Annotated in this window: 12 protein-coding genes and 1 other RNA gene; 5 read left to right on the forward strand and 8 right to left on the reverse strand. The window is 58.0% G+C overall.

What is annotated here, in order from left to right; all coding sequences use genetic code 11:
* Positions 1-7 precede the first annotated feature (7 nt).
* Positions 8-1,351: an aminopeptidase P N-terminal domain-containing protein gene (locus AABO57_23935; protein ID MEK6288780.1), complete on the reverse strand. Its 1,344-nt coding sequence runs from the start codon at positions 1,349-1,351 to the stop codon at positions 8-10.
* A 166-nt stretch (positions 1,352-1,517) separates the two neighbouring features.
* On the opposite strand from AABO57_23935, the gene AABO57_23940 reads away from it, so the two are divergent.
* A complete protein-coding gene (locus AABO57_23940; protein ID MEK6288781.1) occupies positions 1,518-3,272 on the forward strand; it encodes a DNA polymerase in 1,755 nt (584 codons plus the stop codon).
* 109 nt (positions 3,273-3,381) lie between these two features.
* On the opposite strand, the gene AABO57_23945 is transcribed toward AABO57_23940, so the two are convergent.
* The 3 genes from AABO57_23945 to rnpB form a co-directional block, all read right to left on the reverse strand.
* The gene (locus tag AABO57_23945) at positions 3,382-4,335 is read right to left on the reverse strand and encodes a tetratricopeptide repeat protein (GenBank protein ID MEK6288782.1); all 954 of its coding nucleotides are present in this window, start codon (positions 4,333-4,335) and stop codon (positions 3,382-3,384) included.
* Between the two features lie 555 nt (positions 4,336-4,890).
* Positions 4,891-5,613: a tetratricopeptide repeat protein gene (locus AABO57_23950; GenBank protein ID MEK6288783.1), complete on the reverse strand. Its 723-nt coding sequence runs from the start codon at positions 5,611-5,613 to the stop codon at positions 4,891-4,893.
* Positions 5,614-5,705: 92 nt separating this feature from the next.
* Positions 5,706-6,221, reverse strand: an RNA gene (rnpB, locus tag AABO57_23955) — RNase P RNA component class A.
* A 232-nt stretch (positions 6,222-6,453) separates the two neighbouring features.
* Here rnpB and AABO57_23960 point away from each other — a divergent pair.
* Complete coding sequence (locus AABO57_23960) at positions 6,454-7,164, forward strand: response regulator transcription factor (protein MEK6288784.1); 711 nt, start codon at positions 6,454-6,456, stop codon at positions 7,162-7,164.
* Between the two features lie 61 nt (positions 7,165-7,225).
* Here AABO57_23960 and AABO57_23965 read toward each other — a convergent pair whose 3' ends face one another.
* On the reverse strand, positions 7,226-9,913 hold the full coding sequence (locus AABO57_23965; protein ID MEK6288785.1) for a hypothetical protein: 2,688 nt from the start codon (positions 9,911-9,913) through the stop codon (positions 7,226-7,228).
* A gap of 223 nt (positions 9,914-10,136) precedes the next feature.
* On the opposite strand from AABO57_23965, the gene AABO57_23970 reads away from it, so the two are divergent.
* A complete protein-coding gene (locus AABO57_23970) occupies positions 10,137-10,505 on the forward strand; it encodes a cupin domain-containing protein (GenBank protein MEK6288786.1) in 369 nt (122 codons plus the stop codon).
* 30 nt (positions 10,506-10,535) lie between these two features.
* A complete protein-coding gene (gene fes, locus AABO57_23975) occupies positions 10,536-11,891 on the forward strand; it encodes an enterochelin esterase (GenBank protein MEK6288787.1) in 1,356 nt (451 codons plus the stop codon).
* A 129-nt stretch (positions 11,892-12,020) separates the two neighbouring features.
* Here fes and thiL read toward each other — a convergent pair whose 3' ends face one another.
* Positions 12,021-13,028 (reverse strand): thiamine-phosphate kinase, encoded by a 1,008-nt coding sequence (gene thiL / locus AABO57_23980; protein MEK6288788.1) that lies wholly within the window; start codon positions 13,026-13,028, stop codon positions 12,021-12,023.
* Between the two features lie 91 nt (positions 13,029-13,119).
* Here thiL and AABO57_23985 point away from each other — a divergent pair, with 91 nt between their 5' ends.
* Complete coding sequence (locus tag AABO57_23985) at positions 13,120-13,818, forward strand: hypothetical protein (GenBank protein MEK6288789.1); 699 nt, start codon at positions 13,120-13,122, stop codon at positions 13,816-13,818.
* 26 nt (positions 13,819-13,844) lie between these two features.
* Here the strand turns inward: AABO57_23985 and AABO57_23990 are convergent, their stop codons facing one another.
* Both AABO57_23990 and AABO57_23995 read right to left on the reverse strand, forming a co-directional pair.
* Positions 13,845-14,204 (reverse strand): iron-sulfur cluster assembly scaffold protein, encoded by a 360-nt coding sequence (locus tag AABO57_23990; GenBank protein MEK6288790.1) that lies wholly within the window; start codon positions 14,202-14,204, stop codon positions 13,845-13,847.
* Between the two features lie 44 nt (positions 14,205-14,248).
* Positions 14,249-14,536, reverse strand: a complete 288-nt coding sequence (locus AABO57_23995) for a DUF3303 family protein (GenBank protein MEK6288791.1) — start codon at positions 14,534-14,536, stop codon at positions 14,249-14,251.
* Between the last annotated feature and the right edge of the window lie 29 nt (positions 14,537-14,565).

Below are 14,565 nucleotides of genomic sequence, written 5' to 3' on the forward strand. Positions count from 1 at the left end.
TGCGCGGTTACCCGCCGGAGCTCGAGCCCGTCATAGCGCTTTCGATCTCCTCGATGGTTCTCGGCACACGCGCTGAAAGTACCTGGTTTCCCTGTTCAGTCACGAGCACGTCGTCTTCGATGCGGATGCCAATTCCTCGATAGCGGGGGTCGACGCCTTCCGCGTCTTCAGCAATGTAAAGACCGGGCTCAATTGTCATAACCATTCCCGGCGCAAGCCGGCGCCATTCATCCGCGACTTTGTATGGCCCAGCGTCGTGCACGTCCATTCCAAGCCAGTGACTGGTTCGGTGCATGTAGAACTTCTTGAACGCTTCCTCTTCGATTAGCTTATCGATCTCGCCTTCGAGCAAGCCGAGCCGCATCAATCCTTCCGTTAGCACACGGACGGCTCGGTCGTGAGGCTCGATGAATGTAGCTCCGGGCCGCACCGCTTTGATGGCTTCGACCTGCGCGTCGAGCACTAGCTGATACAGCAAGGCCTGATCCTCAGTGAAGCTCCCCCGCGCCGGCCATGTCCTGGTTACGTCGCCCGTGTAGTAGCCGAATTCGGCCCCCGCATCAATCAGCACGAGATCGCGGTCCTCGATCCGCCGGTTGTTCGTGGTGTAGTGGAGCACGGTCGCGTTTGCGCCCGACGCTACAACGGGCGGATACCCGGAGCGAGGGCTCCCCTTCTTGCGAAACATATAGCGCAGCTCGGCCTCGATCTCGTATTCGTAAGCGCCGGGGCGCATAGCGCGCATCGCGGCAAGATGACCTTCGCATGTGATGTCTACAGCTCGGCGAAGCAGTTCGAGCTCATCAGGGGTTTTGATCAGCCGCATTTCGTGCAGCAGCTCCGCGGGGTCAATCACCGAGTTCGGGCCTGTCCCTTCTCGCTGCCGCTGGCGCTGGAACCGGCGCATCAAACCGATCAGCCGCTCGTCGAATGATGGATCGCCGCCAAAGCGGTAATAAATCCGATCAGCCTTCTCGGCAAGTTTAGGCAGTTCTTCATCCAGCTTGTCCATAGTGAACGCAGCATCAGCGCCGTACTCACGTTTCGCCCCCTCTTCTCCGGAGCGCCAGCCGGTCCACACTTCGCGCTCGCGGTCCTTTGGTTGAACAAACAGGACGAACTTGTGCTCGGGATGGTTCGGTGCGAGCACGGCGACAGCATTCGGTTCCTCGAAACCAGTGAGGTAATAGAAGTCCGTGTCCTGACGATACTCGTGCTCGACGTCCGAGTTGCGAAGAGCGGTCGGCGTGGTAGGGAATATCGCGATGCCGCCGTGTATCCGGCGCATGAACTCCTCGCGCCGCTGCCTGGTTCGTTGTGTTGTGGGCTCGCTTGGACTAGCTGTTAACATGACGTTGGGACTTCGGGTGCTTGATTGTGTCCAACCTTGATGTAAGAATCTCAACTATATCGAGCACGTGTGACTTTCTCAAGCGAGCGTCCGATCGAGCCCGAACGGCCCTTTTGCGCGGGATCAAGCATGCGACAGCCGAAGGCGTGAAGCGAGGCAAAGCAGAGTGAGCAGGGCGCCCTTTCAACTCGTTACCACGGAGCCAGCCCTGGAAAAGGCTCTGGAAGCCATTTCTCGCCATCAGATCATCGGTGTCGACACCGAGACTACCTCGCTCGATCCCCTTCAGGGCAGAGTGAGGTTGCTTCAGTTTGCAACTCCCGAACAGAGCTTCGTCATCGACCTCTTTCAGCTTCCGGCGATGAGACACGCGGGGCTGCGCGAGCTGCTGTCATCGACCAAGCCGATCAAAACTCTCCACAATGCCAAGTTCGATGTGAAGATGCTGCTTCATCACTTCGATCTCGAAACGCGCGGGCTGTTCGACACATTGCTGGCGAGCCAGTTGATCGGCGCCGGTCGACACGAAGGCGGGCACGGCCTCGCCGCTGTTAGCGATCGTCATCTCGGCGAGCTCGTGGACAAATCCCTCCAGATTAGCGACTGGTCGCGGGAGCTCACCGACGCTCAATACGAGTACGCGGCGAAGGATGCGGCGTTGATGTTGCCGCTCTACGAGAAACTTTCGGCCGGCCTTCATGAACTGAACCTGGAGGAAGTGGCCAGGCTCGAGTTTGATTGCGTCCTGCCTATCGCGGCGATGGAGCTCGCAGGCATGGCGCTTGATGTGGATTGCTGGCGCCGGCTCGTAGCCGGTCTCGAGCGCGCGCACGAGGTGTTGTCCGATGAGCTGAAACGTGAGCTGGCAGCGGGGATTCCCCAGCTCACGCTGTTCGGCGAGCCGCCAAACATCAACCTCGATAGTCCGACGCAGATAACGGACGCGCTTGCCCACATGGGCATCAAGGTTGAAGGCACGCGAAGCTTGCACCTTCAAGCGCTTGCAAAGGATCATCCCGCGATCGAAAAGCTCTTGGAATATCGTAGTGTCCAGAAGCTTCTTTCGAGCTACGGTCTTGCGCTGCTCGAACACGTCAGTCCCGTCACCGGACGCATCCACGCGGACTTCAGGCAAATGGGCGCCACTGGCGGACGCATGAGTTGCTCTGACCCAAATCTACAGCAGGTACCCAACACGCCCGAATATCGCTCGTGCTTTCGCGCGCCATCGGGCCGCAAGCTTGTGATCGCGGACTATTCGCAGATCGAGCTGCGCATACTCGCCGATTGGTCCCAAGACACCGCGCTGGTTAAAGCCCTGCTGTCTGGCGAGGACTTACATTGCGTGACTGCCAGTCAGATGTTCGGCATCCCGCTGGAACAGGTGTCCAAGGATCAACGCGCGGCGGCAAAGCAGCTCAACTACGGAATTATGTACGGACTGGGCGCTCAGGGGTTAGGCGCGCGAATCGGATGCTCGCTCGACGAGGCCGAGATACTGTTACGGAAATACTTCGATGCGTATAGCGGAGTGGCCGCGTTCCTGCGAGATGCGGCCGACCGAGCGGTGACGGATCGCGAAAGCCGCACACGCTCGGGCCGGTTGATCTATTTCAGTTTCGACGCGAATGATCGCAGCCAGGTGGGCGCTACTCAGCGGCTCGGAAAGAACGCGCCGATTCAGGGCTCATCGGCGGACATCATCAAGCGCGCGTTGGCGCTGCTGTATGATGCGCTCAAGCCGCTGGACGCGAAAATCGTGAACTGCGTTCACGACGAGATTGTCATCGAAGTGGCCGAGGCACAGGCCGAGGAGTGCGCGGCGATTCTCGATCGCGAAATGATGGAAGCAGCACGGGAGTTCATCCGCAGCGTGCCCGTCGCGGTCGATATCGTGATCGGGGATGCGTGGTTGAAGTAGCGAACAGGCAGATTGGAGAATCTACGGCATAGACGGCGGTCGGACGTCACGCTTGCTTCGCCAGGCGGCTGAGCGAATTCAAGCGCATGGCTTCAGTTTTCCAATCGCTTCAGTTTTCCAATTGCTTCAGTCTTCCAATTGCTTCAGTCTTCCAATTATCATTCGATGCCTGGCTGATGAACTGCTTCCAGTCCCGCCGCGCGTCGTCATTGCGATTGGCGCGCTCTTCAGCAAGAGCTCTATTGAAGAGAGCTTCGCCGTAAGGGGGAGACTTCGCCAGAGCCTTGCTGAAATACTCGATAGCGTCGGAGTACCTATCCAGTTGTAGAAGCGCCACACCCGTGTCGCTGAGCGCTTCGGGCGTTTCGACTCCGCGGGCGGCCAGTTGATTCAGAATCTCGAGCGCCTGCCGGGCATCGGCCCGTGTTCCGCGCGCCAGATAAACGCGAGCCAACACGTGTCTATCGTCGACTGGAGCGGTCACATCCATGGCCGATTTCAGTTTGATGAGGGCGAGGTTGAACTGCAGCTCGTCATCGTGACGATCACCGCCTCGAGTCACGCCCGCGTAGCGAGAGTGATTGAATCCACCCGAGACTCGAGCCTCTATGTATCGCACGTCCTTATTGGCCAATCTGAGCGCCTCCATACCGGCCTGGCCGGGCGCCTGGCCCCTGGTAATCAAAAAGAGACTCGCAGCGGCGATTGCGCATGTTACAAGTCCGACTGACGCGAGTCTCGGATAAGAAACATAGAAACCGCCGGCAGCTCGCGCTTTCTGAGCCGGCTTGCGGCGGTTGCGTTCATCTCTCTGTATGTAGGCGAGGACTCTTTCGGTCTGTGCAGACACGGCTTCCTCGGTGAGCGGAGCCGCCGCTTCCTCGGAGCGTCCAAGAAAAGCCAGGACTTGCCGGCAATCATCGCACCCGGCGAAATGCTGCTCGCACTGGACACTGCGGTGTGCTGGAAGTCTGCTTTCGGAATAGGCGAGAATGTCAGCTTCATTGGGGCAACCAGGGGTTCTCCCCCCGACCAGGCGTAGTAGAACATCACTTATTTTCATTGTGGCTTCCTTGCCTCCATATACGGTATTGCCTTCGCCGAACACCGCCGAGCTACGGGGGCGCAGTCCTGAACGCTCACAATTAGCGCCAATTGGAATGCTAGCTTGGCAATTGGCCCGGCCCACTCTGCCGAAGCGCCGGCCAATGAAGGGAAATCCTGCTCTCTCGTCTCTTCCCTCCACTTATTATTGACGGAAAGTTTTTGGCGGACGATTCAAGAATCTTCCAAATAAGATCAAAGTTTTTTTCGCTGGAATCAAACCCGGTTAACTTTCTGAGCACAGTCTTTAGAGCAAAACTCGCGCCCGCCGACGAGCAAGGCGCTTGTGTGGGTTATGTACATGCCGCAATTCTGGCACCGGGTCATATGTGCCGGACGACCTTCACGGGTTGTTGCGCCAGAGCCGCGGCCAGACGGCAAAGACAGAAGCCGCCTGACTAAACGAACCGCGACGTAAGCCAGGAGACAATAGACTATGAATCGGAAAAACATTGTGCTTGACGACTTCGGGATGCGTGAATCCGAAACGCATCGCCGCAATTCAGCAGTTTGCCTACTCCTTGGGAATGCTCACCGCCTTGCCAGCCTTCAAGTCCGCGACCAGCGTTTCCAAAATAGAGATCCTCTGATTGGTCGGGTCTGTTTCCTTGAGGCGTTTGACCGTCTCTTCAGCCGCGCGCGCGTCTCTCTTTAACACGTAGGCTTCAACAAGATGGCCAAGAGCGTGCCCGTTCTTGGGATCAATGCCGAGCGCTTGTTGAAGCTGCGGGATCGCTTGATCGGGTTGCGGCGGTTCGCGCTGAACGTAGGTTTCAGCCAGCGCAACGTAGAGATCAGCCTCCTTCGGTTCGGCCTTGATCGCGCGATTGAACCATGTCTCCGCTTCAGCATAGTTCTTCTGGTCAAAATAGTACTGACCTAAGAAGGCGCCCGCGCCCCCGAGTTGATTAAACTGGTTCGGGTCGATGGCATACGCCTTGTTCAAATATTCGACGGTCTCGGCGACCCGGCCGACCTGATTAAAAATCTTCGCAGCTTCAACCTGCGCTTGAAAGTCGTTGGGGCTATTCTTGGCGCTCTCGATGACTTGCTGTACCTGACCCATCATTGCTTGCTGGGCCTGCTGGCCGCCGCCTGCCGCGCTTGCCATCCCCGGCTGCGTCGGATTCGAGGCCGGCGACGCGTTGCTCTTGTTGTAATTCTGCGTGAGAAAGAAGCTGATAATGAATCCGATGGCCAAACCGATGATGCCGATAAGGTACTTGTTCTTGTTCACGTTTGTCTCCGATAAAACCGTACCGTAGGTTGTCTAACCTGCGGAACTACGAAACGAGCCGAAGGTTAGACAACCTACGGTGCATCCGATGATTCTGGAGCGGGTCTGTAAGCCGAATCCTGTTCCGGCTCCCGATGTGTCCGAGCGGCACAGCCACCCGAGCGCGATCAGAAGTCAGCGACGGTCATTCATCTAGGCGGCGGATTACTCCGCTCGCTCGAGCGACCTACCCGGAGGTCGTAGCGCGACAACCTTGCGGTGCGCGCTTCGGACGGGCAGCCCTGATGACGCCTCCCTATTTGGTCTTGCACCACGGAGAGTTTGCCTAGCCACGGAGTGTTACCACCCAGTGCTGGTGGGCTCTTACCCCACCGTTTCACCCATCACCTGATCTCCGAAGAAGCAGCTTTCGCCGCCGCCCAGGAGCCATCGGCTGGTCTTTTCTCTGTTGCACTTGTCGTCGGGTCACCCCGCCTGGCCGTTAGCCAGTCCGTTGCCCTGCGGTGTTCGGACTTTCCTCTCGCGCTCGCGGATCCAGGATTTGAAATCTCAAATTGAAATCTCAAAGACTAGAAACCGTAAGCGCCAGCAACCGTCCAACCCGCTCCAAAGAACCAGCGAAAGTATAACACAGAGGGTGAAGAGCTAAGGGCTAAAGGGCTAAGTGGAGTTCAGGGTTCAGGGTTCAGAGTTCCGAGTCCTCAAAAGATGAGGAGTTCGGATACCTGAGGTCCGACGTCGTTTGGGGAAGCTCAACCCCAGCCTGAACCCTGAACCCTGAACTCGGAACCCTGAACGCCCCTTTGCCCTTGTGCTCTTCGCGCTCTTATACTGACACAAATGCGTATTCTGGTTGTCGAAGACGAAGCCAAGATGGCCAGCTTCATCAAGCGAGGGCTTGAGGAAGAAGGCGCCGCCGTTGACATTTCTACCGACGGACAAGATGGGCTGTATCGCGCTTCGACCGGTACCTACGACCTAATCATTCTCGACATCACGCTTCCGTTAATGGATGGCCTCGATGTTTGCCGGAGGCTTCGGGAAAGCCGAATCTCGACGCCGATTCTGCTGCTGACTGCCCGCGACTCGGTTGATATGAAGGTTAGCGGACTGGACAGCGGCGCCGACGACTACTTGACCAAGCCCTTCGCATTCGCCGAACTACTCGCCCGGATTCGAGCCCTGCGCCGGCGCGACCGTGCCGAAGTGAGTCTCCGGCTACAAATCGGCGATTTGGTCCTTGATCCTTTGACCCGCCGCGTTACACGAGCGAATCAGCCGATCAGTCTCACGTCCAAAGAGTTTGCGCTGCTCGAGTGCTTTATGCGGCACCCGGATCAAGTGCTTTCGCGAACGGTACTTTCAGAGAACGTGTGGGATGAAACCTTCGACTCCTTCACGAATGTCATCGATGTGTACGTGAACTATCTGCGAAACAAGATAGACCGTAGCTTTTCGCCGAAGCTGATCCACACCGTTCGGGGCGCGGGTTACGTGCTGAGGAGACCGGAAACGGTTGGCGAGCCGGTGGGTGATCGAGAGCAGCGCTAAACCAAAAGGCGGGACCGAAGTCCCGCCTCTCAAAACTTACGCGACTCTTAAAACCTTTGACTTACTCGTCATCGCTGCTCGCGACTTCACTCTGCCGAGGCCGGAAGAAGGCTGATGGAACCGACACGGTTCCGGCGTTGACCACCCGCACTTGGAAGCTGCCCATCCGCTCAAGCTTCTTCGCCGGAACCACCACAATCAGCCGACCGCCCTTCAACGTCTCGGGCTTCTGTTGAATGACCGGAGCGTCCTCCATACCCAACTTAAAGAACTCGACTGTTGCGCCTCTGCGGAAGTTCGCGCCTCGAATCACAACACGGACCTGCGAAGCGTCATCTTTCACAGGCTGAATTGAGACGTCTGCGATCTCGGGTCCGACGATGCTCAGCCCCATGTTCGTTGAAGCCACGCCGTCTGCGTCGTTCGGGTTGACCACCTGAAATCTTAGCGTGTCCGGTTTCTCGAGCAGCCTGTTCAAATCAGCCGTGAGAGTTACGGTCAAATGAGAGCTGTTCCGGAAGCGCACGTGCTTGTTCTCAACGCGGGCATTTCCGGCGTACACCCGTGCGTTCTTGCGGAAGCTCTTACCAAGGATGTCGATCCTCACCTGGGATGAACCGGCGAAGATTCTGCCCGGCGCAAAGGTGGTGATCTCAGGCGCCTGCACTTCAAGTTCGCGCGGCTCGGATGCGCTCCCGTCAGGGTTGCGCACGACCACCTCGAGGTCTCCGGATTCCTGAAAGATATGCGTCGGAACGCCCAGCTTGATAGCCTTGCTGTTCAGGCGCTGAACCTGGACTGCCGTAAACACGTCGCGACCAACCCGCAGCTCGACCTGAGCCCCTTCTCGGAAGTTGTACCCTGCTATCGTGAGCCCGAAGCTACCGTCGCCGGCAACGACGCTTTTGACGGTCGTCTTCAAGTCTGTTACGCGCGGACCAAAGATGCGCAGCTCTTTCTCATTCGCCGACACCAGGTCCGCCACCGCCAAATCTCTCACCTGCACTTTAACGCCGCCCGCTTTCACGCTGTCGGCGAGGTCCGCGGGAACGACGGCTTGCAGCGTGCCGGTACTGATTTGTTGAGTGTTGAGCGGCCGGCCGGCAACGACTACTGTTGAGCTGGCGCGGAAGTTTTTTCCCGTCACTCTGAGCGTGAACGGCGTGCTCGGTCCGGCCACTTCGGCCGGGCTGATGCGATCTATCATCGGCGCGTCGGGTCTTACCACTCTCAGTTCTCTTGGTTGAGACAGCGCTCCGTTGGCGCCCTTGACCAGAATGTTGATCGAGGTGACTTGATCAAACAGTGCTTTGGGCAGCCTGGTCTCGAGCGCGCTTCCCCTTCTCACAAGGTCGGCGCCCATCTCGACACCGTTCACTAAGAGCGACGAGCCTTCGGTGAAATTCCTCCCGGCGACTATAAGCTTCAGATTCCTTAGCCTGCCCTGACCTACGGCCTCGGGCGACATCAATTCGATCATCGGAGCTGACGGGTCCGTCTCGTTGGGTCCGACAACATCGAAATTGATGATCGTCACCTGGTCGCCACTCGCCGCCGAGCGCACCGCGGCAATTGAATGCGTCTTTTCGCTCAGCGCAATTCGCCGAAGCTCGCTGCCAACCTCGTGATAGGATTCCAACTCGCCTGTGCCGGTGTTGAAGGCCAACAGCATCCCCGTAGTCGATCCGACGAACGCTATCGAAGCGTCGCCGCTGAACGCGACGTTGTTGGCGAGCGAAAAGTCGACCCCCTCGGGAGGCGTGAATTCAGACAGGTCCACGAGGCGGCCGTCCTGATTTGCGATAATCGTGACTCCTCCGCGCTTGGCGTTAGATGGCCGCCGTATTCGAGTCGCCGCTATCATTTCATTTCCGTCTCGCCCCGTGGCAACGGTTATGCGTTCGGGAGAAGGTATGGAGATGCTGTCGATGATGATGCCGCTCTCGGTGTCTAACGCGAACAGGCGGTCGCCGGTCGACGCTGCAACGTAGACTAATCGTCCATCTGAGCTGAACGCCGGATTGTTCGCTTCATCAAAGCGCGCGATCGACGGGTTGAAGTTCACGCCTGATGTCAGCTCGCCCTGGTCATCGATCCGTATCACCGATAGGTTGTTCCCGGCGGCGCTCGAAACCGCCAACCTTCGCCGCGTGCCGTCATCATAGAGCGCCATCTCGGATGGCCGTCCGATCAGGGCAAGATGAGAAGCCAACTGTCCGGTTTCTACGTCGAACGAGTAAAGGGTCGGCACGTCGAAGCTCGATGCAATCAGACAGAACCGTCCGTCTCGGGTCAGCACCGCGCCGGTTGCGGCCGTGATCCGCGCGTCGATAGGAAGCACCAGCAGCGATTTCAACTCGAGCCGCTTTGCGCTGGTCGCATCGATGACGCTCACCGTCGCAGGACTACCGCTCGAGGGATCATTCACAGCCGGAACCGCGATCAGCCTGCGACCGGCCGTCTCTACGATCGATATCGAGCCCAAACTCTCGCCGATAGCAACCGATGAAAGAATCCTGCCTGAAGTTAAGCTGAATGAGATAAGCGATCCGCCGGTGACCGACGCGACGAAGCCGACTTTGCCGCTCGAGGCGATCAGCGGTTGCGCGTGCTCGTCGAGGATGGCGGACGAAGGCAGCGAGACGCTGCGCACTCGAGAAAGCCTGGTTCGATCGCTTCCCTGCGCAACTGCAAGGCTGAGCAGTAACAGGCAAGTTACAAGCGTCGCGGGTTTGCGATTGGGCTTCAACTGTATGAACTCCTGGTTGTTAAACTCTCACGCGCATGTGAGGGCGTGCGCGTGGGAGAATCTTATTCTTTTCCGCTGACCAGATCAAGGACAATCAAAGCGCTGAATGGCCGGTCACCGCCCGCCTCCGCGACACGCGCTTACGAAGGACGGTGCTGGATCGAACTCGCCGCACGTGGCAGAATGCTTCTCAGGAACCGCAGGGGTGGTCCCTCGGCAAACAATGATTATCGTAAACCGCAAACGCGCCGGCATCATCAATACGGCTCACGGCTCCGAGCTTCGGCCGCTCATCGATCGGACGTCGTCGGAAATCACTCAATGCAGTCTCGCTGAAGAGATACTCCCGCCGGGCTGCGCCGTGACTCCACACCATCATCGCGAGATCGAAGAGATTTATTACGTCGTTTCAGGTCGTGGCTTGATGACGGTTGGCGACGAGACTAGTGACGTCGAAGCTGGCGATGCCGTCTACGTCCCGCGAGGCCATCGGCACACTCTTGAAAACACCGGCGATCAACCTATCACGCTGCTCGTCGCTTGCGGCCCGGCATTCTTCTACGAAGACGAAATCAAAGAAGCTCGAGAATAGAGATTTGGAACAGTCGAGGAGACGAGTGAGATGAAAAGACTGGCGATGATTGCCGCATTCGCGCTGATGTTTTCTGGCTTCCGGGCATGGCCCACCGCTTCGGGCACAACAACAGATTCGAGCTTTTCATCGACAGCAGAGCTTCAGACAAAGCAGGAGATGGACAGCCCGCGACTGGCCAGGTTGCGGAAAGAGCTTGAGACCGGAAGCCGCGATGCGCTTGAACAGTTCTGGAAAGAAGCCGCCTCTCAAGGCACTCCGCTTGTCGAACCCATTCAAGCCGATGATCGAAACGTGCTGGTGACTTTTCTCTGGCGGGCCAGAGAAGAAACGAGAAACGTTCTCGTTTTTGCCGGCCTAAACGGCGGCGGCATCGCGAAGAATCAAATGCGCCGCCTGCCGGACACCGACCTCTGGTATAAAACATACCGGTTGCCGCGCGATGCGCGCTTCACATATCAGCTCTCGCCTAACGATTCGCTGGTGCCGATCGAAGACCTCGAAGAAAAGGACATCCCGGCGCGGGTTGCGACGTTCAGAATCGATCCGCTCAACAAACGCGGCGGCTCAATCGCGGAGTTGCCTGGCGCGCCCCCGCAACTGTGGGGTGTGCGACAACCCGAAGTCCCGAAGGGCTCGGTGGAAAACGTGAAGCTAAAGAGCGAGATTCTCAAGAACGAACGTCGAGGCTGGGTCTACACGCCGCCCGGTTACACTCGCGACGGCAAGCCTTATGGATTGATCGTGATGTTCGACGGGCCGATTTACACGCTGCTGGTTCCGACGCCGGCGATTCTGGACAATCTTCTGGCGAAGTCAAAGCTGCCGCCGATGGTTGCCGTCGTGCTCGACAACCCGACTCCCTACTCTCGCGTCACCGAGTTTGCTTGCTATGAGCCGTACGCAGAGTTCATTGCCAAGGAAGCTATCCCGTGGGTGCGGGCACGCTACAACGTCACCGCCGATCCAGGGCAGACGGTCGTGAGCGGCGTAAGCTTCGGCGGTCTGGCCGCAGTCTTCATCGGGTTTCGTCATCCGGAAATCTTCGGCAACGTGATATCCCAGTCTGGTTCGTTCTGGTGGAAGCCGGACAGTGAAAACGAGCCCGAGTGGTTAACTCGTCAGTTCGTCGCCAGCAAGAAGTTGCCGCTGCGGTTCTATCTCAGCGTTGGCGATTTTGAGAGGGGCCCGACGCCGAAGGGCGGTGCTGACATGGTGACTGTGAACCGGCATCTGCGCGATATCTTGAGGGCGAAAGGCTACGAGGTCGGCTACGGAGAATGCAATTGCGGACATGATTTTCTGAACTGGCGCGGGATGCTGCCGGATGCGTTGATGGCGGTGTTGGGCGGTAGCTTGAATCAGAAGACTGAAAGCAAGAAATAATCCGGGCTCATCGTATTAAGTTTGTAGTCCCGCCTTCAGGCGGAAGTTTGTAGGGCGTCGGAGACATCGCAATTGCGAACTTCCGCCTGAAGGCGGTACTACAAACTTCTCGCGCTACGAACTTCTAAATCACCGGTCAAACCGATGCTCGTACCCAGCGGGTTGAACCGCTTCGAGTGAGCCCTCGCGTTCAAGCTGTAGTCCCCTGCCCGCTACGATCTCACCCACTGCGGTGATCTCTATGCCACACACGGTTGCCAGCTCGGCGGCTCGTTGCTGGTACTCGGGCCGAACGGCAAAAAGCAACTCGTATTCTTCGCCGCCGTTAAGCGCCAACCTCAGAGGATCAAGTCCCGGCTCCGCCGCCGCGACGGAGCGCACACACTCGGCAATCGGAATGGCCTCGGCATGAATGATCGCGCCGCAATCGCTCTCGTCGAGTACGTGCCACAGGTCAGTGCTAAGACCGTCGCTGATATCAATCATCGACGTCGCCAGTCTTGCCTCACCGAGTGCTCGGCCGAGCTTCAATCGAGGCTCGGGCGCAAGGTGCTTGAATATCGCCTGCTGCCTGGCATCACTTCGGTCTTTCAAATCTTCGAGCCTGAACCCGTCTTCGAGCAGCGACAGTCCCAGCGACGACGCGCCAAGCGAACCGCTGACATAGATTCTGTCGCCGGTCTTTGCGCCTCGTCGGGTGACAGCTTGCCCACTTTCACACTCGCCGATCACACTTACGTCGATGAACAACGAGTCACGCGAGCTTGATGTGTCGCCGCCTATGATCGAAACACCGCTGGCGTCTGCAAGTTCGAACAGACCAGCAAACAGTTCATCGATGAACTCGGAGGAACACTTGTGAGGAATCGCGATGCTTATCATCGCAAACCTCGGCAAGCCGCCCATCGCAGCTATATCGCTCAGGTTGACCGCCAGTGCTTTGCGGCCTAAGAGGCGCGGTGTAGTCCACTCCGTGCGAAAGTGCACGCCCTCGACCATCAGGTCGCAGCACGCGATCAGGTCTCTTCCGCCGGGCAAGCTGACTACGGCCGCATCGTCGCCAATCCCCACCGCCACTTCATCGCCGACACCGGCCAGCCTTCTCAGTCGCGAGATGATTTCCGATTCGCTTGGCATGTCCTACAATTCTATAGCAAACTCGCCGGACCGTATTGTAGAATGACCTCGCCCAGCCTCCTCATTGATTCTCAACGAAAGAAAACTTCGGATGGAGTTCAACAAGACTGACGCGGCGATCCCCGCTAGCCCGACTAGCGCGGAAGCAACCTCAACTGTCGCGGGCGAGATAGACCTTTACGAGGAACTGAAGGCCTTCGAAGAGTTAACGTCCGCGGAGCAAAGGCGCTTGGTGGAACGTCTCCAGAATGCGGCTGCTGCGGAAGAGGTCTCCCAATCTCTCCCTGCCGAACCGGTCCTCACTCAACCGCCGATGCCCGAAGCCGCCGACGGAGCGCCTGCACGTCGCGCGGTAGAATCTGTGTCCGTCTACCAAGGTTCTAATGAGCCCGTTGCCGAACCGGTGCTCACTCAACTGCCAGTGCTCGAAGCCGCCGATTCAGCGCCCGCCCGTCGCGCGGTAGAATCTGTGTCCGTCTATCAAGGCTCTAAAGAGCCCGTCGAAGCTCATCTGCGACCCTTCGAGATATCCTACGCCAGCGGTCCACTCACCGAGATGAGTCCGCTGCTTCTCTTCATCGGCGCCTTATCGAGAGGCGTCTGTCTCGCCTGTGGCGCCGAGTCGGGAGTCGATGACTTGTTCTGCATAACTTGCGGAGTCTTCATCGACGAAGTCGACTCGACTCAACGACCGACGCAACCACTCAACCCAACCTGCTCGGATTGTAATTTGCGAATCGTGGCCGGTGAAATATTCTGTCCCGGGTGCGGGTCCGTACTCCCCGGGTAAACGCCAACGCAATCCTGGCGAAACGGCTAACTCGCAAAGCCGTCAATCGCGGCACGGAGCGCATCGATTGCGAGAGCCGCACAATGGGCCTTGGCGGGCGGCAGATGACCCAGCGCATCTGCGACGTCTTTTCTAGTGAGCGATCCAATCTCTTCAACAGACTTTCCGATGATCATTTCAGTCAGCACTGACGCGGCAGCAATCGTCGGAGGACAGCCGGACGCCTTGACCTTTGCTTCAATGAGCCGGCGGCCCTCGAGCCGAATAGTCAGCCTGATTCGGTCAAGGCAGACTTCATTGGTTACATCGCCGACGCCTGAGGGGTTTTCGAGCTCGCCGACGTTGCGGGGGTTTGCGATGTGCTCGGCGATTTGGGGGCTGTACATCTTCGTTGCCTTCGACTATGAATCTCAGATCGGTTACACGGCGTTCACGGTTCCAGCGAGGGCGCGATCTTCTCGGCCGCTTCTTTTGAAGTCAAAACCGGAAACACCTCGAAGTCCACGATGTCACTCCAATTTGCCATCCATTGATCGAGAAGCGTCCGGTCTGCCGTCTCCATAAGTTGGTAGGCGCGCTCTAGGTTTTCATCAACCCAACTGGACACGTACACCAACCCCTGCGGAGCCATCCGGCCACGGTCACGAAACCGCTGATAGACCGGCACAGCGTCCTTGTTCTTGAAGTGCTCGACGACCATGTACAAGGTATTAGCCAACGATCTCGTAATCCTTCGTGCGTGGGTTT

It is taken from the genome of Acidobacteriota bacterium (genome assembly GCA_038040445.1).
Taxonomy (GTDB): Bacteria; Acidobacteriota; Blastocatellia; order UBA7656; family UBA7656; genus Onstottus_A; species Onstottus_A frigus.

Bases quoted from the DNA above. Each gene is read 5' to 3' on its own strand.
- AABO57_23990 (MEK6288790.1), bottom strand. From the start codon at position 14,204: ATGTACAGCCCCCAAATCGCCGAGCACATCGCAAACCCCCGCAACGTC.
- fes (MEK6288787.1), top strand. From the start codon at position 10,536: ATGAAAAGACTGGCGATGATTGCCGCATTCGCGCTGATGTTTTCTGGC.
- thiL (MEK6288788.1), bottom strand. From the start codon at position 13,028: ATGCCAAGCGAATCGGAAATCATCTCGCGACTGAGAAGGCTGGCCGGT.
- AABO57_23945 (MEK6288782.1), bottom strand. From the start codon at position 4,335: ATGAAAATAAGTGATGTTCTACTACGCCTGGTCGGGGGGAGAACCCCT.
- AABO57_23970 (MEK6288786.1), top strand. From the start codon at position 10,137: ATGATTATCGTAAACCGCAAACGCGCCGGCATCATCAATACGGCTCAC.
- AABO57_23985 (MEK6288789.1), top strand. From the start codon at position 13,120: ATGGAGTTCAACAAGACTGACGCGGCGATCCCCGCTAGCCCGACTAGC.
- AABO57_23960 (MEK6288784.1), top strand. From the start codon at position 6,454: ATGCGTATTCTGGTTGTCGAAGACGAAGCCAAGATGGCCAGCTTCATC.
- AABO57_23935 (MEK6288780.1), bottom strand. From the start codon at position 1,351: ATGTTAACAGCTAGTCCAAGCGAGCCCACAACACAACGAACCAGGCAG.